We start from the raw sequence: 21736 nt of genomic DNA on the forward strand, positions 1-21736 counted from the left end.
GGGACTTCTATCTTGACAGAACTTTCCCCTCATTTCGGATAAGGAGGATTAACTACATGAGCAGGTTCGCGGGAAAGTAGCGATCTTTACAAGGTAGCAGCACAAAAAAGCCCTGATGTGGGCTCTTTAAGGGGCATTATGCAAACCTTTATTGAAGCACATGGCCAGCTACGATGTGTTAAGCTACGCAGAGAGCTCGATTGATCAATCGTTTATCGATTGCCGTACAAGGATGTGATAAGGAATCTCTACCTTTCCCCTTGAGTTCTTAATGACGAGATCAAAGGCTTTTTCACCGACTTTCGCTAATTGATGATCAACTGTAGATAAATGTAACCCCATGCCAACAGGTTGATTTTCCTGGCCAATGAGTGCCAGATCTTCTGGTATTCGCAACTGTAGGCTCCTCGCATATTGGTAAATACCCGCCGCAACCTCATCGCCGTTCGCATAAACAGCAGTCGGTCTAACCTTTAAATGAAGCAGTTCTTGTGCTGCCCGTAACCCGTCATCCATACTGTAACAATCCCTAACCAGGTATTCTTCTGGGATATCACCAAAGACTTGCTGATAGGCCTTTATCGTCAGTTGTGTACTGTTGCTCTCTTCTCCTCTAGCGATGGTAAAAGCAACTAACGAGTGACCCTTATCCTTCAACAATTGAAACGTGTCTACATAAGAGGCATATCGATCTACGTAGGCGCAGCCGATTTCAGGACGATCCGTTAACTCGCACGTAACTATCGTTCCGTACTTTGTATAGGGGACAATGGCATCCCACGTGTTCGAACGGGAGGTAATAATGATGCCATCCAGTCGTTTATTTTTCAGCATATTTAAGTACTTTAATTCTTTTTCTGCATCGTACCTAGTCGGCAAAACCATCACGCTATAATCAAGCTCAACCGATCGACTTAGTACACCATGAAGGAGTTGATCAAAGGCTTGATTATTGTTGAAAGGCAGGATCACGCCGATACTTCTTGTTTCCTTTCGAATTAAATCGACAGCTGACCGATTTGGCGTGTAGTCCATTTCATCAATCACTCGCTGTACAGCTGCCCTTTTGGATTCAGATACATAAGGATGGTGATTCAGCACCCTGGAAACGGTAGAAACGGATACTCCAGCAAGCTTTGCAATTTCATCAATATTTGCCACTGTCATCTTCTCCTGTTGAGGATAAACTCTAGTTATTAAATTCTATGAAAAATGGCTCTTGCCGGTTTATACAATATTCAATTTGCTCTTTAAAGCCCTTCCATGTTATTTTGTTCAATGCCTCTTCGATGGAGAAATAACCAATCTCATGACTTTCAGTGGACGTTTTAAATACTCCGCCAGTAGGTCTCCCCAAAAACAAGGTACTACAAACGGATTCCCTAACATGCTGAAAGATCCCACAAAAACGCATAATCTCAATATCTATACCCGTCTCTTCTTTGGTTTCCCTTACAGCTGCTGAAGAGATGGATTCCCCCTTTTCTACACGTCCCGCAGGAATTTCCCATCCTCTCTTTGGTCCATGGATCAATAAAATTTCATTCTTATGGTTCAAAACAACCGCGGCAGCGACTACTATTTGCTTCGGGAAATTATCCATGTATAGAATGGTTCCTTTCTTGATTGGCTTGCTCTGATTTCATCTAGCACTTGGTCTGCGAACTTGACATAACCAACAAATATACCCCCAATTTATCTGTTAGTCCAGTAAATTCTGGAAGATAATTGAGGGTAAGTTTGAACCGCTAGGGGCTAGCTGGATTCGATGTTGCGAGGTCGACGATGTTCTTCTCGTCAACCCGGTTTATATCACTCATATTCTGTTGAGATACTGACTGCATGCCAGCGTTCGGCATCGGCAGCACGCTGTTTATCAGCTAGCTCAACCCCCTGTAACGCATCTTTGCCAAGTGGCAAATGTGCAGGCAGCTCGTCCGCATAAGCCAACTGAAGGACGACCTCTGCGACCTTTACCGGATCTCCCTTCTCATTACCCTGCAGGCCATCCATCATGTTGAGCAGCGCGCCTACCGATGCTTCGTAGTCTGGAAGCAATTGAGGACGTGTATGGATCGCACGACTTACCCAGTTTGTTCGCATGCCTCCAGGCTCTAGCGCACTGATTTTTACACCGAAATGAGCCGTCTCCATAGCGAGTGCCTCTGTGAAGCCACCTACCGCCCATTTTGCTGCATGGTAAGCCGCACTTCCCGGAGTTGCTAAACGTCCACCCACCGATGAAATATTAAGGATATGCCCGCTACGCTGCTTGCGCATAATGGGTAGTGCCGCACGTGTCAAATAAACCACTCCGTAAAAGCAGGTATCCATCAGCCTCTTGAAATCCTCAGAGCTTGTTTCTTCGAAGGGACGGATATCGCCATAGCCTGCATTGTTTACTAGGACATCCAGCCGTCCAAAGGCATCCAGCGCGAGTTGAATCGCCTCCTGAGCTGCTTCCTCTACGGTCACATCGAGCGAAGCGACACGGATCAGATCGCCATATTGCTTAACCAGATCATCCAGCTGCTCAATGTTGCGGGCTGTTGCGACTACATGTTCTCCCTTGGCAAGTGCAGCTTCCGTAATATGTCGGCCTAGCCCGCTCCCGCTTCCCGTAATTAACCATACCTTCGACATATAATCCTCTCCCTTGAGTTTATGCTATTTGGAAGGCCTCTATCCGATGACCTTGTGTCTTTCATTATATGGAGATTATAATGGAGGAAATAGTCGGATGTTGCCTGATTTTTGCCTAAAACTCCGATACAGATACCTAAGCCGGAAGGCTGCTGTGTTGCGCCGCCCTATAGAGAGGAAGATCATCATGTCCCATCATACCGAGGAGCTTTCAGCCGTCTTACAGCGGTTGCTATCCCTGTGTAATACATATTCCTTCTCCAGCGGTATCTGCGAGACAGGGATTTCGTTTCTTTCGCTGCTGAAGGCGGATCGGCCGACCACGATTCAATCCGGCTTGTTCAAGCCTGCGATATGTGTAGTCCTTGAAGGTAGTAAAACACTGATCGTCCGCAATCATACCTACGATTATGGAGCTGGAGATTATATCGCATCCAACCTCGATATGCCGATCAAGGGCCAAGTATCCCAAGCAACGCAGGAAGCGCCATACCTAGCAATCCGTATTGCCTTTACAACGGACGAGATTGCATCCGTCGCTCTGGATGCCAAGCTCAAAGCTTTTGGCGAAAATCAGTTAACAGATGGGGCGTTTATTGGCAAGACAGGGGTTGAAGTGCTGCATGTGCTTGAGCGGCTGCTGCAATTGACTACTGACCGTGACGCGGCGGATTTTCTCGCACCAGGTATCAAGCGTGAGCTGATTTACCGCCTGCTGACCGACGAGGGCGGCGCACGTTTCTATAACAACATGCTGCTGCATCATGATGCGGCAGGCATCAGCAAGGCTATCCATTATGTCAAAACAAACTATACACGTACCCTTACTGTAGAGGAGATTGCTCAAGTAGGCGGCATGAGCCCTTCTACCTTGCATCATAAATTCAAAGCTGTCACTTCGCTGAGCCCGATCCAGTATCAGAAACAGCTTCGGCTTCAGGAAGCGCGCAGAATTTTGCTTACGGACGATATGGATGTCACTTCAACCGCCTTCGAGGTCGGATACGAAAGTCTGACACAGTTCAACCGCGAATATAAGCGGCACTTCGGCCTACCGCCGCTTAAGGACATTCGGACGATCGGGGTTCATGCCAAGGCAAGTTTACATGAATCTGCTGCCGCTGACATCCTATTATAGCAGTAAACGTATGGGCTTCATTCCTAAGCTCACGACGGTTAATTGAATGAGGAGCGTGCAGGTAACTATATAAAGAAAACTCGCCAAGACTACGGCGAGTTTTACTTTTTTAATAGGCCTGTCATTGATTTTACACAACAGCAGCATCTTTTTCGTAAGGCTAGTTATTCGATCATACTTTTCGTGGCCTCATACAACTTTTCTGTGTACTCGTCAATTTCATCTCGCGACATGCGCAAGCGGCTTATCGAAGTACCATATCCAATTTCTGTTTTACCCTCTTCTAGTCCTTTAAAAATGCCATCCGTGAAGGCATCTAATGGTTCACCCTGCGTATGTCCTCCCGCTCCACCTAAGTCTGTATTCACTGCCGGAGGGGCAACCTCAATTACTTCTACAGATGTATCCGAAAGCTGGTATCTTAAACTCATTGTAAAAGAATGAAGCGCAGCTTTTGTGGCTGAATAGATGGGTACAACCACATAGGGTGTAAAAGCTAAACCAGATGTTACGTTGACGATGGTCGCCTCTTCTTTGGTTGCAAAATACGGAGCGAACATCATAGAGAGATGGAAAGGCGCTTCAAGGTTGGTTGTGATCTCTTTACTGTAATAACTCCAATTGTTCTTCGCATCCCCTTTTAACACACTAAAGCCTTGCTGTATGCCTGCGTTGTTAACTAATACATTCACTTCTGGATAGTTCGCTGTTACCCAATCAAACAAGGCTACGCGCTCGGACTCCATATCCAAATCACTTACACGCCTAATAAGGCTGGGGTATTTTTCTTTCGCTTCTTGGAGTACATGTTCACGTCGTCCTGTAATAATGACTGTATTGCCGGCTTTAACAAAGCGTTCTGCAAAAGCTAATCCGATTCCAGACCCGCCACCAGTAATCAGAATGGTGTTACCGAAAAGTTTCATGCTAGTTCCTCTTTTCTATTGTTTTTCATCTTATTTTGCTGCTTTTCTTTCCTGAGTATATGTTGTATAACGTGTAATTTTTACGTCAATTCCTTTTAAGGCTTCATGCATGAGCGCAATCTCAGCTAATACAGCTTGCTTGTGTTGTTTCATCATTTCAAGCCGCAATTCAATCGTGCTTTCTCCCTCTACTACCAAATCCACGTATTGTTTGATTCTACTTATTGGCATATGCGTGTTTTTAAGATAAATAATGATTCCAAGGAACGTGATGAGGTCTTCTGAAAATAACCGCCTTCCAGCTTCGTCACGCTCAACTTGCGGTAATAGTCCCTTTTTTTCATAATAGCGTATCGTTGATTCTGGAATATGGAGTTTGGCTGCAGCTTCGCTTATTGAATAAACCTTCATCTGGAGGCCTCCAAATTTATATTTCATGTCGACAGGAATAGGATACGACTTAAACCATGGTTTAAGTCAACAAAAATATTTTAGTCTGTCGAGGGGAAAATAAAAAAGCCACGATTGACGTGACTTTTGTTTTCCTTGTTAGCACTTGATTGTAGATGCTACCCTTCCGCCACATCCGCACTCAGCTCGCTGGCCACCTCCAGCATCTTCGGGATGACGACCGGATCCGTACCTGATACGTAGAGATCCCCCTGATAATGCCGGAATGGAATCGGCTTATCGCCACCGCCGCTCCACATGAAAAAATCCCCTTCGATGGACATCGTCGTTTCGCCCTTCACCGTAAACACGGAGGAATAGATGAAATCCGGTTTGCTGCTAAAATATTGCTTGCATTCCTCCAAAGTCAGCACCTGTGCGGAGCCGTCCTTTTCTTGAAACGCTCTAGTAATCCGATAACGTGAACTCATGACCATACCTCCTTCAATCTTCCATTCTACTTCACCATGCAACCCGGATCAATCTTTCTAATTGATTACATAATTTTTATTATGTTATCTTAAAGAGCCGCGGATGCTTTCCCACGGCCTTGCCTCCCCTATTTTTCCCCATTAAAATTCGATGATGATCTTCCCGAGACGCGTTCCTTCGAGCAGCTGCTTGAAGGCTAGTTTGAACTGCTGTATCGGATACACGGCTTCGACAACCGGAACAATTTGCCTCGCGTCGACGTATCGCAAGATCTCTTCAAGATTTTCACTCTTCCCGTGAGCTACGAATAAATACGGATTGTTCTCCGTGGCTGTTTCTGGCGTAAGCTCAACGAGCTGAGGGTTGGCATTCACGAAGATACCGTCCTTATGAAGCAACTGCTGAGCGTCCTCAAACTTCATGGTCCTGCTCAAGTCGAATAGGATATCAAATTTCCGGCTCAAGTCGCTAGCAGCTACTTCCCGGTAGTCATAGGCTTCATCAGCTCCTAGCGCCTTGAGTTTATCCAGCGAATCTTTTCCCCCGATGGCCGTGATCACGGCGCCGTGTGCTTTGGCGAATTGGATGGCGTAGACACCTATCCCTCCATTCGCTCCGATGATTAATACTTCTTTATTCCTCGATACACCGGCCAATTGAATGAAGCCAATGTAAGCTGTTTCAGTACTGACCGGCAGAGCGGCACCTTCTGCAAATGACAGGCTGGCTGGCAGCAGCGCCAGGTAATCTTCATGTACCGAGATGTATTCCGACAACGTCTTCTCGTCCTGGAGGAAATGAATGCTGCCTATGACTCGGTCGCCCTTTCTGAACCTTGCACCATCGGATTCCACGATCCCACTGAATTCTAGTCCCAGGTTCACGTTATGTTTGTTGATTTCCTCTGCCAATGCTTCTTGATTATCATTTAACGCGATGTCTTCTTCCCAGGAGCTTAAGGGCACTGCTTTAACTTGGACGAGCACCTCGCCTTTTCGAACCACTGGCCTCTCCACATCGCCCAAATAAATTCTATCTAATCCCGTTTTTTCGACATCGACTAATAAAGCTTTCATCTTACTCATCACTTGTCTCTCCCCCACCACTTCATGTTATTGGCTAATCTGAACCCCATTGTAGCCTGTCATCGATCCTCTAACATGAAGTTAAAATGAAGTTGCATCAAGGCAAAATAAAACCCCCATGCACGGATCATGGAGGTCAATGAAAGTTATTCATCGGATAGTCGGTAGCCTATACCACGGACAGTCAAAATCAGCTTTGGCCTTTTACGGTCGACCTCCAGCTTATGCCGGAGGCTTTTAATATGTACATCGATGAAATTGCTGCCGCCAAAGTAATCGACGCCACACAGCTCATTGATGATTTCATCCCGGGTCAACACGGCTCCCTTAGCGGCAATCAAGATCTGGAGCAGATTAAATTCGTTCTTGGTCAGCTCGATTCTCACTCCGGATTTGTGAACGGAGAACCGCTTCAAGTCCAGCGTAATATCTTGATAACGCACTTGGTTGGCATCCGGCTCAAGCAGAGCTGCATGCTGGCCCACCATCTGACCGATCTTCTCCAGTACTTCCGGTATAGGACACGGCCATACCAGTGCAGCCTGGACCTGATCACTGCCGCTCGGCAACGCCTGCTCCTCGTCCCCGACCAGGAGCAGCACGGAATTGAAGTTGGACGATATCTTCAACGGCTGAGACGATGCCGTCTCGGACCGGTCAATTACGAGCAGATCGCTTGGAATCGTGGCCAGAAGCGGGTCGTTCTCATGATGAAATACACATAGATCGTAACAACGAACCATGAGCTCCATCACCAGCGGTCGAATCCTGGCCGGGAACGGGCTAATGAAAACAATACGTCTTGGCGATTCACAGCCTACTCCTTCCTTCAAGCCCTCTGCATCGTCTATGAGCTGCTTGATGTCACGAAACCCTTGCACGCGGCCTGCCCCCTCTTCCGAATCCTATCATCCTATTAAAGCAGCAAAGATAAGCTGGGGCAACCGTCCAAGGTTCTTACTACTATCAGCCACTAGAGCATTAGCGTACAGCTTCACTCATTTCCCATAAAGATCCTTCATCAGCTCCCGATTTTTCTGCGTAAACAGCTCATTATGCGAGGATACCATGCCATAGGCGTTCGCTTCCGGGGAAATGTATTGCTTCGCCTTGTTCACGGCATTGGCGGCATCCTGGAACGCGCCGGCGATCAGGTGCAGCTTGCCTTCATGGTGCAAAATATCACCTGCTGCATAAAGGCCCGGAACGGAGGTTTCACTCATGACAGAGCCTGCAATCCAGTAATCCTTCATCTCTATCTTCACTTCGCTGTTATGGAGCAGTTCCTTGTCCCGCTCATAGCCGTGATTAATAATGACTTCATCTACGGCCAGCTCCATCATTTCCCCTTCATGATCCTTCAGGAGGACGGTCTCGATCTTTTCATGATTGGAAGCTGCTACCAGCTTCTCGATCGTCGTGTTAAGCAAGCACTTCACCGTGCTGTTCTCCAAGCGGGATATTTCAGCCTCATGTCCTTTCAGCGTATCCTTCCGATAGGTCAAGTACACCTGCTTAGCCAGCGGCTCCAATTCATTCGCCCAATCGATTGCCGCATTTCCGCCGCCCGAAATCAGCACGGTTTTTCCTTTAAAGCGCGCCAGCGACTTGACCGTGTAGTGCAGATTCGTCACTTCAAACCGCTCTGCACCTTCGATTTCCAGCTTGATCGGCTTCAGGATACCTCCGCCGACTGCCAAGATGACGGTTTTGGAAAGATGCTGCTGGTTGGACGCCGTGTGCAGGATAAAGTGGCCTTCGCGGCTCTTCACGATAGAGGTAACCTTCTCCCCCAGTACAACCTCAGGTTGAAACGTCATGCCTTGTGCAACCAGCTGCTCGATTAGCTGCGAACCGGGTACAGGTGTTAGACCCCCTATATCCCATATCATTTTCTCTGGATAGACATGAACCTTCCCGCCGAGATGAGGCTGAAACTCGATGATCTTGGTCTTCATCTCCCGTAATCCGCTGTAAAACGAGGCAAACAATCCCGCAGGTCCTCCGCCAATAATCGTTACATCCAACATCCAAATTCCTCCTCTAGGCTTTACTTAGCTCCTTGCGGCCTTCTTTTTCTCGTCAATAGGAATATAAAATAAGGCACACCGATAATCGAGATGACGATCCCTACAGGCAATTCAGCAGGAGCAAAGATCGTCCTGCCGATAAAATCAGCAGCAAGAACCATCAGCATGCCTACAGCGCCGCTGACAGGGATTACATATCTATGTGGAATGCCCACCAATCTTCGGGTAAGATGAGGGGCAATCAGCCCAACGAAGCCAATGCTTCCTGATACGGCTACACACGCGCTGACAAGCCCCACGCAGCCTAAGAGAAAGATCATTCGCTCCCTGTCTTTCCGCAAACCAATGCCGGCAACGGTCGTCTCATCCAGCTGCAGAAGATCCAATCTGTAGGATTTCCACCAGAGGATGGGGACTAGCAGCACCAGCCAAGGAAGCACCGCCAACACCTGCACCCAGTTCGAGCTATAGATACTGCCGGCAAGCCATACGGTCGCCATCTCAAAATCCTTCGGGTCCATTTTAAGCGACACATACAAGGTAACGGCTCCAAAGCCGGAGGCAAAGGCTATCCCTACCAAAATCAATCGCTGAGGATCGATCACGCCTCGATGACGGGCGAACAGCAGAAGCAGTATTGCGGCTGCCGTCCCGCCAATCCAGCCGAAAACCGGCATCGACATCACGGTCAGCCAGCCAGCCCCCTTCAACGTACCTTGAACAACAAACATATAGAGTACAATGCTCATGCCTGCCGCGGCATGAATACCGAGAATTCCCGGATCTGCCAGCTGATTGCGCGTCATTCCCTGCAGGACTGCTCCGGCAATCCCGAGAGCAAGGCCGACCAGCGCTCCAATGACAATACGCGGAAGCCGGAAATCAAATACGACTAAATCATAGTCCCCGCCAGTATGAATACGGAACAGCGTCTTCAGCACATCCAGCGCCGATATATCGAAGGTTCCATTCGTAACACTGATATACATCACCGCAATCGACAAGATCACCGCTGTCATCAGCACAATCCAGAAGCGGGTCTGGTGCTGGAATCGGCTCATGCGCTTCTTCCTCCCCTCGTCCTGATTAGATACAGGAAGTAAGGTACACCAACAAGCGCTGTGACCACGCCAACCGGGGTTTCGAACGGATGATTTAACTGCCGGCTGATGACATCTGACCAGGCGAGGAACAACGCACCGATAATGGCTGCATACAAAATAATTTTTCGGTAGTCCTGCCCGACAAGAAATCTTGTTATATGGGGAATGACCAGCCCAATAAAGGCAATTTTGCCTGCCATCGCTACCGATATCCCCGTCAGAATCACGACACTGAGCATCGTCAAGACCTTCATCAGTACCACGTTGATCCCTAGTCCTTGGGCAACCTCTTCCCCAAGTGATGACGCTGTGATCGAACGGGACACCACAGCTGCCAGCACCAGCCCGACAATGGCGAACGGAATCGTCCATTTGATCATCGTCGGGTCCATTTGATGCAGTCTGGCGTTATACCAGAAGCTAATGTTTTGTGAAACCTGATAGTAGGTAGCCAGAGCTTGCGAGATGCCACTCAGGAACGTTCCGATGATCGTCCCTAGAATGGCCAAGGTAAGAGGTGACATGCCATTAGGCAGTAGCCTGGCAATCGAGAAAACCAATAAAGCGCCGAGTGCCGAGCCTATTAAAGAAAAGACAATCAACGTCGTCGAAGATGCACCCGGCAATTGAATCATACACAGTGTAATCGCAAACGCTGAGCCGTCGGAAATCCCCATAATGGAGGGGGAGGCTAGATAATTTCTTGTCATCCCCTGCATGAGAGCGCCTGAGACCGCCAGGAAGCCCCCGATCAGCAGGGCACCCAGTACGCGCGGCAATCTTGACTTATGAATAATCAAATGCTGCATATTTTGAGCATCATAATGAAACAAGGAATCCCATACGGTCGTATAATTGATCGCTTTCGAACCTAATGAGACCGAAATGGCAATGGTGATAGCAAATAACACGAGAATGAAGCCGGTCCGGATGCATGTTTTGAATAACCATGAGCACATTGCTCCCGCTCCATTCTAGTTCTGCTTCAGCTGCTTCATGATCGTTTCGAGGAATATCGCCCGGCTGAAGGCTGGTCCGCCCTCTAGCAATGGATCTACGACATTCATAAACAGATGCCCATTCTTGACGGCCGCAATATTCTGGAAGATTGCATTCTTTTTCAACTCTTCGTAGGCACTCTGAGTCTCGCTATTTTCACTCGTCGAAAATTGGATAAACAAATAGTCCGGGTTCATTTCCGCCAGCTGCTCGACTGAAATCACCTCTTGGGTCCTGGCCTTCTTTACCGCTTCAGGTACATCCAGACCGATTTCATCGTACAGCACAGGATTAAAGTACACATCCTTCGGATAGACGTAGGTTTGTGTGCTGCGAATTCGAATGGCCGCAACCGTCTTCCCCTTCAGCTTTTCTTGCAGCGTGGATTTGGCAGCTTGGCTGTCTGCCTTATACTTGGCAATGATCTGCTCCGCCTTGGCTTCCTTGCCGGAAAGCTTGCCCATAAGCTGCAAGTTCGCTTCCCAATCGGTGGAAATATGGGAAACCAAGATCGTAGGTGCAATTTTTTGCAGCTTCTCATGTACATCCTTCTTGAATTTGGTCGATCCCAAAATAACATCCGGCTTCAATTGCAAAATTTTCTCCAAGTTCGGCTGAATCTTCTCACCGATCGATTCCGATTTTACCGTTATCGAGGCAAAGATTTCAGGGAACTTGCCGCCTATCGAGATCGCCCCTATGGGATGTACATCCAGTGAAGCCGCATCCTCCATCGCTTCCATTGCACCGGTGATCACAATTTTTTCTACATGCTTAGGAACCGTGTAGCTTTGACCCAAATATTCAATCGTTCTAGTCTCGCTTGCTGCCTGGTCCTTTTTCTCCTCCTTAGCGTCGTTCGCTCCTTTTTTCTCTAACTGAGATGCGGATTGTCCGCTGTTGCTTGCACCATTGGATACAGGTGCCTGCTGCTTATTTCCTCCGCAAGCCGTCATCAGAAGCAAGAACAGGACCATAGACCCCAAGAACATCCAGCGTTTCTTCATGATTCGTTTTACTCCTTCCACATCTCCACATTTTTATGATAACGATAATCATTATCATTGTCTAGTTATACCTAGGTGCTCCTTGAGCGTTGTGCCCGTATATTCGCTTCTGAACAAGCCCTGCTCCACCAGCCGCGGCATCAATTCATCAAAGAATAACTGCATCGAAGCCTCCGAACCGCCAGGCAGAGCAATAAATCCATCTATAGCGCCTGCTTCTACATGCTGCATAATATCAGCGAGTACATCCTCGGCCGTGCCGATCGATACCCAATGAGCCGATCCAAGCACTTCCGGCCGGGACAATACTTCTTCTACGGTAGGTTCATGCTTGGCAATGTACTGGCGTAATAGCTCCGCATGCGTGCGGCTGCGAACAGGCAGATCCGGGTCTGGCAGCATGTCCGCCGTCACACGGGCCTCCCCTGCAAATCCGCTTAGATCAAGGCCCATAACATGAATCAGAGCTGCATTCCTGCGTTCAAAGCTCATATGGGCATGCGCAGCTTTGTACAACTCATAAGCTTCCTCGCGCGTATCGCCCAGGAAGAAATGTAGACCGGGCAGAACTCTAAGATCGTCCCCGCTTCGCCCCTGCTCCTGTGCGCGTCTTCTCAAGTCCTTACGCAGCTCTACCCCCGATTCCAAATCCGGTATGGCGGCAAAAATCGCATCAGCCAGCGAAGAAGCGAAATTTCGCCCCGTATCCGAAGCTCCTGCTTGAAATAGCGGTATGCTGCCTGCTTGGAGTCCGGGTAGGGTTAGCGGACCTCTCACACTGAAAAACTTGCCCGAGTGATCGATCGCCTTCACTTGATTCATATCGATGAAGACACCCGATTCTCGATCAACACGAACCGCTTCATGGGGGAAGCTATCCCACAGCTTAAGAACCACCTCCGTGAACTCTCGTGCCTTGGCATATCTCTCCTCTGGAGACGGCATGGGCGAATCTCCGAAGTTTTCTGCCCCTTCGATCGAGGTCACAATATTCCAGCCGACGCGTCCACGACTAAGCCAGTGCAGGGACTGAAGCTGTCTCGCGACCACATAAGGCGGGTTGAAGCTCGTAGACACTGTCGTGACGAGCCCGATTCGTTCGGTCTCCCGCGCTATCGCAGCAAACATCAGCGTAGGATCCGGACTGCCATAGCTCGCCGCGTTCCCGATCATTTGCGGGTTGACATACAGATAATCGGCTCGAAATAGAAAATCGAGCTTGGCCTTTTCCGCTCGCTTGGCCAACTCGATATAAAAATCAATCGAAGCCATTTTCTCCACCTCGCTGTCCGGATGCCGCCAGCCTGGCCCCTTCATCCAGGTTGTCGATAACGAAAACCCGATGCATAATTGCCGCTTTGCAGCCATTTACATCCACCTTCCTTGTCGAAATACAGGTACCAATTAATAATGATTATCATTATCTCGGTATAGTGTAGCAAGGACACTATCAAATGAAAATACACAAATAGCAAATGCGACATGAACAATTATCTACGTTCAGTCTCAGAAAGTGATAACTATGAAGCGTTATTCATCCTTCTCTGGATAGGAAGAAGGGCTAATCCCGAATTTCTTTTTGAACAGCCTGCTGAAATATAAGGGATTCGGGTAGCCGACACTGGCCGCAATATCGCGGATAGGAAAATTCCCCGTCTGCAGCAGCTCTCTAGCTCTTTCCATCCGATAATGGATGACATAGTCAATCGGGCGGAATCCCGTGTACTTGTGGAAGAAATATGAAAATTGCTTCGGATGCATCGCATGCAGCTCCGCCAGCTCATCGAGCGTCAGCGTGTCCATGTAATGTTTTTTGATATAGGCAATCGCATCATCGATGACCTTTTTACTTGGTGAAATGTCGCGGCTGTGATGCATATGGCTCACTAAGACTTGATGCATAATGCTCAGAAACAATTCCTTGACACGAAGCTTCCCCATCCCTCCAGGTGTACGGACATGCTCATGAAGCATCAGCAGCAAATCCATGATTCTTGGAAGCGCACCATGCTCGAGCTTGAAATGAGCGTTATATACATGCTCCTTGTCGCTTTCCTTATTCGGGCTGTAAAACACCGAGTAGTACTCCAATTCGGAATCGCCTATAACCCGTGAATCCATTTGCATCAAAGGCGCCGCGTGAAATACGGAGCCCGGCTGCAATTCATAGACAACGCCGTTCACACGTATTCTGGCTCCTCCCTGAATCATGAACAGAAAGCCGTACTTCTCTGTTCGAAATTCAGGCAGTACACTTTTCGGCTGAATGACCAGACGGTAAACTTCCTTGATCTCATAAGAGCAGCCGGCTATAGCCTCTGCCAATTGATCAACATGGACCATGATCCGATCTCTCCCCCTCTCATCTGGCTAATCCTAATAAAATATCACAAAATACCCCTTGAAATAAATCATCAAGGGGTATTTATCGTAATCTATGATGAAAACCAGCGCCGACGATTACTCCAGATTTCCTAGAGAATGACCTAGACTCAGCTCGAAGTCTGTACGCTTGCCCAGACCTTGGGCGAATACCTTCGGCAATTTCTCCAAAGTACTCTTCGACGAAGCTCCAGAAATAAAGGCTGCACGAGATTCGAGCAGCTCGGACGCATCCGGCGTTCCACTACGAGTAAGAAGCCGCTTGGCGTCGCTTAGTGTCTGTTTATCGAAGGACGATATTCTTCGCACTAACTCTTCCACGATGCCTTCCAATTCTGCGTCAGGAATCGCTCGATTGATCCAGCCATAGCGCTCAGCCGTTTGGGCATCGTAGTCATCAGCGCTTAAGATGATCTCCAGAGCCCTCGCGCGGCCTACCAAGCGTGGCAGCAGCTCGTTAGCCCCGCCGCCCGGCACTACGCCGACGGCTACTTCCGGTTGGCCGAAGACGGCCTTCTCCAGACTGGCAAACCGCATATCGCAGGCCAGCAGGAACTCGCTGCCGATGCCCCGGGCCCTCCCGCGAATTTCCGCTATGCTGACAACCGGGGTTTTGGCAAGCCTTGTCGTAAAGTCAATCCATGCTGGCAGTTCGCTCTCCCTAGGGCCCTTCTGCTTTTCTCCAGCGCGCGACATGTCGTAATGCGCTATGAAATAATCGGGGTCTGCACTGTCGAACACGACGACCTTCAGATCAGGATCCGCCTCGATTTGATCCATGAGCGTTAGCAGCTCATACACCGAATCCGGGTCAATAAGATTGAGCGGCGGGTTATGGAAGGTTACACGCCAGTAAGCGGATGTTTTGCGGTTTACGGTAAATTGTTGATGCGTACTCATCGAATATTCTCCTCTTCATCAATGGATTTATGTCGTTTATCGAGATAGACTTGCAAGCAGATCACTTCTATGCATGTATGAACAAATTCGCTGCTACCCTGATGCTCATGAACCATTACATTCGGATTTACATTCTTGAACAATCGTTCAAGAATGGGTATATAACTATCAATCCGCCGATTCGATTCGTAAGCTTCTCCGTTATACCTTCCATGACTATGCCTCTTTTTTGAACGTTCGTTCAAGAATTGAGAAAAAAAATTCTCAGGTGAATTAGAGTTCATGGTAGATGGGCTCTCCCAGTGAAACTGCCTGCAATGAGACCCACCTTTCCATCAAGCCTCACGCCTCACTCTAATACAGCTAAAGTCGTCTCCATAATTTGATTTAACTTTTCCTTGTCCGATATCGTCTTAACCATAACGCGAAGACCTACTAACGCATTATTGAAAAAATAGGACAGGGATTCGGCATCAAGCGTCTTGGAAAACTCACCCGACAGCTGTCCTTGGACGATAAGCTCGCGTATGACATGCTCGGTACGCGCCCAATTCAGATGAACCCACTTCTTCGCCTCGGGATCCATTTTAGCTACTTCAACAGCAGTATTCACCATGAAACAACCCTCGGGATTGTCATCAACCCGCTGGATTGCCATTTCAAATAACAATCGGATGGCATCCTTGGATGATTGGGCATCATTCAGACGGTGCCTAGCCAATTGCTCTAACATCTCGCTATAGCGTCTCAAAGCCTGGGTATATAAGGATTGCTTATCACCAAAGGTATCATAGATACTCCCTTTATGAATGCCCATATGGGAGACCAATTCCGTCATGGAGGTTTTCTCGTAGCCCTGCTCCCAGAATAACCGCATAGCTTTAAGCAAAACGACATCTTCGTTGAATTCCTTTGACCGAGCCAACTCCCTCGACCTCCTTTCCAAGCAAATTTAGCATATTTCGACCGACCGGTCAAGAACTTTTTTGAACGATCGGTCGCGAATAGAATGAGATTGTATCCTTACCTATACCCCAAAGTCTTCTTCCATCAGCTCCACATTGATGCTTACCGCCGCCAGACTGCCTTGCGCCGCGGCCACGATCAGCTGCGATGGAGCACCGGGAGCTGCTTCTCCAGCGGCGAACAAGCCAGGTACGCTACTCTTGCCTGTCTCATCGGTTCGGATTCCTCCGAGCTCCGTCGGTTCATAGCCGAGCGATTCACGGAAACTCGTCTGTGTCACCCGCTCCGGCATGATGAAGCCACCCGTTCTGGCGATCCGTGAACCGTCGGTGAATTCCACTTCGCGGAGCTGCCCCCCGCTGCCATGGAACGCGGCGATCGTTTGCTCCGTTACTTGAATATGCCGGTCAGCCAACACCCGTTTTTGCTCGTCGGACAGCACAGCTTGTCCTTGTGTGCAGACGACCAGATCCCGGCTCCATTGATAGAGCAGCTTGGCCAGGTGATACACCTTGGAATCATCCCCCATCAAGATCAGCGGCTGATCGCGAAGCTCCCATCCATCACAGTAAGGGCAGTGGAACAAGCTGGTTCCATACATCTCCTTGACTCCCGGAATATCCGGCAGAATTTCCTTCAGACCGGTCGCGATCAGGAGCTTGCGGGAGCGGATTGAATGGCCGCTTTCCATGAATACCTCGAATCCGCCATCCAGCTTGCGAATGTCCGTAACCCGTACCACATGCTCCTCCACCGACGGATACGATTTCAGCTGCTCACTAGCGATGCGCCGGAACTCGCTAGGTGTGATACCGTCCCGGGTCAGATACCCGTGTGAAGCATGAGTCACTGCATTGCGAGGCTGATTGTTATCCAGCAGCGCCACGCTTCGTCTTGCCCGGCCCAGTACCAGGGCCGCATTTTGTCCGGCAGGACCTCCGCCGATAATCGCACAATCATAGATCATTGATGTTCCTCCTCCAAAGTTTTCTACACCAGGATGCGAGCTTTATTCTGTAACATACCGCTAGCAGATTTTTGCTCGTTCCATTATCACATCAATTAGAGACTTAACGGATCTATTATAACTTTAATAAGCACACAAAACAAGTCGCTATTCAAAAAAATTACTAATCAAGATGCAGAGCAGCGTTTGCTCCAGATAGCCATAAAATCCTGTGCCGTCCAGAGCAAGAACCGGGACGATCGCTTGGGTCGCCCGACTCCGCTGACTGCGTATTCAGAAAAATTAGCTTTCACCCATCGCTTTTCGAACCTCATAATCCAGCAAATCGATATCCGGCTCCAGCCCCATCGCCAGCTTGGCCAGTTGTTTACCTATAAAAGGACCCATTGTCAATCCGGACGCTCCAAGTCCGTTGGCTACCAGAAGTCCGTCCCAGCCGGGGACAGTGCCCAGCACCGGAAGAAAGCCGGGGGTAAACGGGCGGAATCCGACTCGAATCTCCTGAAACGTACTGTTAGCCAAGCCCGGCGCCCATTCCAGCCCTTTATTCAAAATTTCCTGCATGCCGCCTGCCGTTACCCTGGTATCATAGCCATCTATGTCGTTCTCATGCGTGGCCCCTATGACGATCTTCTGCCGATCGAAGGCCAGCAAATATTGATCCGAGGGCGGCATGACGACAGGCCAGATGCCGGTGTCTTGTCCATCGGGAAGCTGAACGTGCATGATTTGCGCTTTCTGATAGCTAACTCGAAAGAGAATGCCCAAGGGCAGCAGCAGCTGATTGGCCCATGCGCCTGCGCAAACAATCACCTCATCCGCCAAGAAGCTCCTCTCCCCTACAGCTGCTCCTGTGACGCGGTTGGACTGATAGAGAAGCGAAGCATCTCCATGCATAAGCACGGCACCGTTTCTTTGGGCCGACCGGAGCAGCGCATCGCGCAGCGCCCGACCATCTACCCTCGCGGCACCGCTTATATGGACAGCCTGATAGCCTTCGGCCAACAAAGGAAAACGTTCATGGGTTTCCCTATCATCCAATCGGACAATGTTGCCGATTTCCGGCGCATCGGCTTTTCGCAGATGGGCCCTCTCCTCCATCTTAGCGATTTTCCCCTCATCGTCATGAATGCTCAGAGAGCCGACCTGCGCATAGCCCGTCTCCGTTTCTCCCTCGCCCCTTAGCTCCTCCATCAATTCCGGATAAAATCGCGCGCCCGCCTTGGCCAGCCGGTACCAGGCCTGATTGCGCCGCTGAGACAGCCACGGGCATATTATGCCGGCTGCGGCATCCGTAGCCTGTCCAGGATCTTGACGGTCCAGGATGAGAACTTCTGCCCCCAGCTTGGCTAATTGATAAGCAGTGGAGGCTCCCAGAATCCCCGAGCCTATGACAATCACTTTCTTCATACTGACATTCCTTTCCTGAAGTCCTGTATCCATTATACCGAAGATCGCTATACTTGTTTCAAGTATGATAAGAATCTTTGGTGAGCAAATGAATCGAAGTTATTCATAAGATAACATAATTTTTATTATGTAAATAACCCCCCCCCCAACTGCAGGCTGCATACCAATTTGAACCCGTAGACTTCTTTTAAAAAAGTTACTATAATAATTACTTATACACATATGCAGCATGTCCATATATACTCGCAGGAATGGGGAATTTATGTGTTACACAAAGCAACGTTTGCCGGAGGATGCTTCTGGTGCATGGTCACGCCGTTCGAGGAACAGCCGGGGATACATGGCATCGTGTCCGGTTACATGGGCGGCACCGTAGAGAATCCTACCTATGAGCAGGTATTAACCGGAGAAACCGGGCATCTGGAAGTGGTACAAATCACATTCGATCCGTCGATCTTCCCTTATGAGAAGCTACTTGAGCTGTATTGGCCGCAGATTGACCCTACAGATGCAACGGGCCAAGGCAATGATCGCACGAGTCAATACCGCGCCGCGATTCTATATCACAATGAAGAACAGCGTCTGGCGGCTGCCCGTTCCCGGGAAAAGCTCGACCAAAGCGGACGTTTCGACAAGCCTGTTGTGACGGCGATCGAGGAAGCGTCCGTCTTTTATCCGGCTGAAGAGTATCACCAGAATTTTCACAAGAAGGATCCGAAGTATTACAAGGAATCTCGCGTGTATTCCGGCCGCGATGCCATCATCGAGAAGTATTGGAGCAAGTAATATCTGCAACGACAAAAAGCGACCTGCTGAGGGTCGCTTTTTTAACGTTATGTCCCTTCATCAGACCGCCTTCTCTACCTCAGTTAGAACAACCCGCTGTCCGGATCGTGCCCAGCCTCTGGCCATATAGTAAATCAGACCGGCGAGCAGCCAACCGGAGCCTAGCAGCAAGGAGGACAGATCGAGCAGCGTAATCAGGTAAAAGACGAAGGCTGCGCCGATTAACGGACAAAGCAGTCTGACGACCAAGTCTTGCGGCCGGGACTGCTTCCGCTTCACGATGTAGTGAAAGATAACCGAAAGATTCACAAACAGAAAGGCGGTCAGCGCGCCGAAATTAACGAACTTGATGGCGGTCTCGAGACTGATGAACAAGGCCGATAAGGAAACGATGCTAGCAAGGATGATATTAAAGACGGGCGTGCGGAACCGGGGATGGATGGAACCGAAGGTTCGGCTAGGCAGCAAGGATGATCTTCCCATCACGAACAGCATGCGGGTCACGGTGGTCATCGAGGACATCGCCTGGGATAGAATCGAGAAAATAATGACGAATGTGAAGATTGAGGCCAGCAATCCCCCGCCGATGGTTCCCATCAGCTCAAATCCGGCCGAATCGGCATTCTGGAACGTAAATCCAGGGTACATCTGTTGGATTAGATATGCGGTGATGAAGTACATGAGGCCCGCCAGCAGCACGATGATCATGATTGCTCGCGGAATGGTCTTCTTGGGGTCCTTGGTTTCTTCAGCCATTGTGGTGATCGAGTCAAAACCGAGGAAGGAAAAACAAACGAGGGAAGCTCCGGCCAGGATTGCCGAGAAGGAGACGCCTTCGGTATGCGCCAAGGGGTTCAGACCCGCTGTGAGACCGCCTTGCATCGCTTTGTACACCAGCATGGAGCAAAATCCGGCGATAAACGCAATCTGCAGCAGCACGAACACTTTGTTAACGTTGGCCGAGGCTTTGATCCCGATAATATTGACCACCATCACGATCAAGGTCAGCAGCACAACCCAGAAGGCTAACGGTACGGACGGGAATTGTGCCTCCAGATTGATCCCGAACATCAGTACCGCGATGATGCAGGAGAACAAGTAATCAAGCAGAATCGCCCACCCGACCAGAAAACCCAGGAACGGGTTCATCGCTTTCGTTACATACGTGTACGCTGATCCGGATACCGGAAAGGCCTTGGCCATCTGTCCGTAGCTGACGGCCGTAAACAAGATCGCTGCGAACGCAAGCACATAGGCCGCCAGCAGCATACCTCCGGAACCTTCATGCAAGACACCGAAGCTGGTGAAAAAAATCATCGGGGACATCCAAGCCAGACCCATACTCACCACATGATACAAGGTCAAGTTTCGCTTTAACGTGATAGACTCTGACATCGCTCATCCTCCTCTGTTGTTCCTTCTGCTCTTCGCAATCAAACACTCGCGTCATCATACCTAACATTTTTGCAGCGATTTTTGAAAAAAGTCAAGTTTAATTTTCTATAAAGACGCAAATACCTCGATCCATAAGCACAAAACCTCACTCAAAAAATAATTATTGATTGATCTCGGATTTTTATGTTAGTATTCATAACACAAAGACAAAACTTCATACCAAAGGTTTTCTAGGGTTCCGAATCGCTGCGGCGATTGCCTGGACCGAGAGAAAACGCACCGATGCCATGGCACCCGGTGTACACGGCGGGACAAAAGCCCGGGAGAATGAATCAAAAGACTTCTTTTGATATTCTCCCGGGCTTTTTACTATTTTTCTGAGGAGGCAACTCGATGACAACTGCTTATTCCATCACGCTCCAGCCAGGCCACAAGTGGTCCGCCTATGTAAGCAGCGGCAAGCTGCTCCGATTCACGGCGGACGGAGATGAAGCCAATCTCTCTTGCCTGTTCTATCACGCCCGGCACACGGCCGAGCGCTACAACATGCCCGACACGCTTAAGGCGCAGCATACCGCATTCTTGTCCGCAGGCCATATTCTGATGAGCGATCAGGGCCGGGCACTGGTCTCCATTACGGAGGACACCGTTGGCTGGCATGATACGCTATCCGGTTATACGACGCGTGAAGGCACGGATGCCAAGTATGGCGGGACCTCCTTCCAGACGCACCGCAACGAATGGCTGCGCAGCGGCGAGGAGAACCTGACGGTCGAGCTGTTCCGGCATGGTCTTGCGGCGCGTGATCTGTCGGTACCACTGAACCTGTTCTCGAAAGTCGTGTGCGAGCTGAACGGTGACATGCACTATGTCCAGCAGCCTACAGCGGGACGGTACGTGACGCTCCGCACGGAAATGGATGTGCTTGCGGTGTTCTCCAGCACGCCCAACCCGCTGAACCCTTCCCCCGCCTTTCCCGTGGCGGCCATCGAAGTCCAGATCACCAATGCGGAGCCCGTCAGCCCGGACGACAAGTGCGTGCAGCATTGCAGCGAGAACCGGCGCGCCTTTGACAACACATGGAATGCCCACAAATTAACGAAGGGAGCTTACTGAC

22 protein-coding genes and 1 riboswitch are annotated in these 21736 nt (G+C 49.4%); of the genes, 3 read left to right on the forward strand and 19 right to left on the reverse strand.

The window, feature by feature from the left end; genetic code table 11:
• Positions 1–204 precede the first annotated feature (204 nt).
• The 3 genes from WMW72_RS13275 to WMW72_RS13285 all read right to left on the reverse strand — a co-directional run bounded on the left by WMW72_RS13275 (position 205) and on the right by WMW72_RS13285 (position 2643).
• A complete protein-coding gene (locus tag WMW72_RS13275; protein ID WP_341415957.1) occupies positions 205–1161 on the reverse strand; it encodes a LacI family DNA-binding transcriptional regulator in 957 nt (318 codons plus the stop codon).
• 28 nt (positions 1162–1189) lie between these two features.
• Positions 1190–1603, reverse strand: coding sequence for an NUDIX hydrolase (locus tag WMW72_RS13280; protein WP_341415958.1), 414 nt, complete (start codon positions 1601–1603; stop codon positions 1190–1192).
• Between the two features lie 209 nt (positions 1604–1812).
• Positions 1813–2643 (reverse strand): SDR family NAD(P)-dependent oxidoreductase, encoded by an 831-nt coding sequence (locus WMW72_RS13285; RefSeq protein ID WP_341415959.1) that lies wholly within the window; start codon positions 2641–2643, stop codon positions 1813–1815.
• 187 nt (positions 2644–2830) lie between these two features.
• Here WMW72_RS13285 and WMW72_RS13290 point away from each other — a divergent pair, with 187 nt between their 5' ends.
• Positions 2831–3781 (forward strand): AraC family transcriptional regulator, encoded by a 951-nt coding sequence (locus WMW72_RS13290; protein WP_341415960.1) that lies wholly within the window; start codon positions 2831–2833, stop codon positions 3779–3781.
• A gap of 164 nt (positions 3782–3945) precedes the next feature.
• Here WMW72_RS13290 and WMW72_RS13295 read toward each other — a convergent pair whose 3' ends face one another.
• The 15 genes from WMW72_RS13295 to WMW72_RS13365 form a co-directional block, all read right to left on the reverse strand.
• On the reverse strand, positions 3946–4707 hold the full coding sequence (locus WMW72_RS13295; RefSeq protein ID WP_341415961.1) for an SDR family oxidoreductase: 762 nt from the start codon (positions 4705–4707) through the stop codon (positions 3946–3948).
• Between the two features lie 30 nt (positions 4708–4737).
• Positions 4738–5118, reverse strand: coding sequence for a MerR family transcriptional regulator (locus WMW72_RS13300; protein WP_341415962.1), 381 nt, complete (start codon positions 5116–5118; stop codon positions 4738–4740).
• Between the two features lie 158 nt (positions 5119–5276).
• A complete protein-coding gene (locus tag WMW72_RS13305; protein ID WP_341415963.1) occupies positions 5277–5588 on the reverse strand; it encodes a hypothetical protein in 312 nt (103 codons plus the stop codon).
• A 141-nt stretch (positions 5589–5729) separates the two neighbouring features.
• Positions 5730–6674: an NADP-dependent oxidoreductase gene (locus WMW72_RS13310; RefSeq protein ID WP_341415964.1), complete on the reverse strand. Its 945-nt coding sequence runs from the start codon at positions 6672–6674 to the stop codon at positions 5730–5732.
• Positions 6675–6820: 146 nt separating this feature from the next.
• A complete protein-coding gene (locus WMW72_RS13315; RefSeq protein WP_341415965.1) occupies positions 6821–7555 on the reverse strand; it encodes a winged helix-turn-helix domain-containing protein in 735 nt (244 codons plus the stop codon).
• A gap of 117 nt (positions 7556–7672) precedes the next feature.
• On the reverse strand, positions 7673–8704 hold the full coding sequence (locus WMW72_RS13320) for an NAD(P)/FAD-dependent oxidoreductase (protein ID WP_341415966.1): 1032 nt from the start codon (positions 8702–8704) through the stop codon (positions 7673–7675).
• A 20-nt stretch (positions 8705–8724) separates the two neighbouring features.
• On the reverse strand, positions 8725–9765 hold the full coding sequence (locus WMW72_RS13325; RefSeq protein ID WP_341415967.1) for a FecCD family ABC transporter permease: 1041 nt from the start codon (positions 9763–9765) through the stop codon (positions 8725–8727).
• Positions 9762–10766, reverse strand: coding sequence for a FecCD family ABC transporter permease (locus WMW72_RS13330; RefSeq protein ID WP_341415968.1), 1005 nt, complete (start codon positions 10764–10766; stop codon positions 9762–9764). The genes WMW72_RS13325 and WMW72_RS13330 overlap by 4 nt, the downstream gene beginning before the upstream one ends.
• Before the next feature lie 15 nt (positions 10767–10781).
• Positions 10782–11813, reverse strand: coding sequence for an ABC transporter substrate-binding protein (locus WMW72_RS13335; protein ID WP_341415969.1), 1032 nt, complete (start codon positions 11811–11813; stop codon positions 10782–10784).
• Between the two features lie 54 nt (positions 11814–11867).
• Positions 11868–13181: an NtaA/DmoA family FMN-dependent monooxygenase gene (locus tag WMW72_RS13340; RefSeq protein ID WP_341415970.1), complete on the reverse strand. Its 1314-nt coding sequence runs from the start codon at positions 13179–13181 to the stop codon at positions 11868–11870.
• A gap of 162 nt (positions 13182–13343) precedes the next feature.
• The gene (locus WMW72_RS13345) at positions 13344–14156 is read right to left on the reverse strand and encodes a helix-turn-helix domain-containing protein (protein ID WP_341415971.1); all 813 of its coding nucleotides are present in this window, start codon (positions 14154–14156) and stop codon (positions 13344–13346) included.
• A gap of 117 nt (positions 14157–14273) precedes the next feature.
• Entirely contained in the window at positions 14274–15095 is an 822-nt protein-coding gene (locus tag WMW72_RS13350) for an enoyl-CoA hydratase/isomerase family protein (protein ID WP_341415972.1), read from the reverse strand.
• A gap of 349 nt (positions 15096–15444) precedes the next feature.
• Positions 15445–16020, reverse strand: coding sequence for a TetR/AcrR family transcriptional regulator (locus WMW72_RS13355; RefSeq protein WP_341415973.1), 576 nt, complete (start codon positions 16018–16020; stop codon positions 15445–15447).
• 102 nt (positions 16021–16122) lie between these two features.
• On the reverse strand, positions 16123–17028 hold the full coding sequence (locus tag WMW72_RS13360; RefSeq protein WP_341415974.1) for an NAD(P)/FAD-dependent oxidoreductase: 906 nt from the start codon (positions 17026–17028) through the stop codon (positions 16123–16125).
• Between the two features lie 282 nt (positions 17029–17310).
• Positions 17311–18438, reverse strand: coding sequence for an NAD(P)/FAD-dependent oxidoreductase (locus WMW72_RS13365; protein WP_341415975.1), 1128 nt, complete (start codon positions 18436–18438; stop codon positions 17311–17313).
• 222 nt (positions 18439–18660) lie between these two features.
• Here WMW72_RS13365 and msrA point away from each other — a divergent pair, with 222 nt between their 5' ends.
• Positions 18661–19224, forward strand: a complete 564-nt coding sequence (gene msrA, locus WMW72_RS13370; protein ID WP_341415976.1) for a peptide-methionine (S)-S-oxide reductase MsrA — start codon at positions 18661–18663, stop codon at positions 19222–19224.
• Positions 19225–19284: 60 nt separating this feature from the next.
• On the opposite strand, the gene WMW72_RS13375 is transcribed toward msrA, so the two are convergent.
• Positions 19285–20619, reverse strand: a complete 1335-nt coding sequence (locus WMW72_RS13375; RefSeq protein ID WP_341415977.1) for an APC family permease — start codon at positions 20617–20619, stop codon at positions 19285–19287.
• 219 nt (positions 20620–20838) lie between these two features.
• Positions 20839–20947, forward strand: a riboswitch (guanidine-I (ykkC/yxkD leader).
• A 65-nt stretch (positions 20948–21012) separates the two neighbouring features.
• Between WMW72_RS13375 and WMW72_RS13380 the strand changes: the two genes are divergently transcribed.
• Positions 21013–21735 (forward strand): urea amidolyase associated protein UAAP1, encoded by a 723-nt coding sequence (locus WMW72_RS13380; protein ID WP_341415978.1) that lies wholly within the window; start codon positions 21013–21015, stop codon positions 21733–21735.
• The last annotated feature ends 1 nt before the right edge of the window (position 21736 follow it).

Origin of the sequence: Paenibacillus filicis (genome assembly GCF_038070315.1) — a bacterium.
Taxonomy (GTDB): Bacteria; Bacillota; Bacilli; order Paenibacillales; family NBRC-103111; genus Paenibacillus_G; species Paenibacillus_G filicis.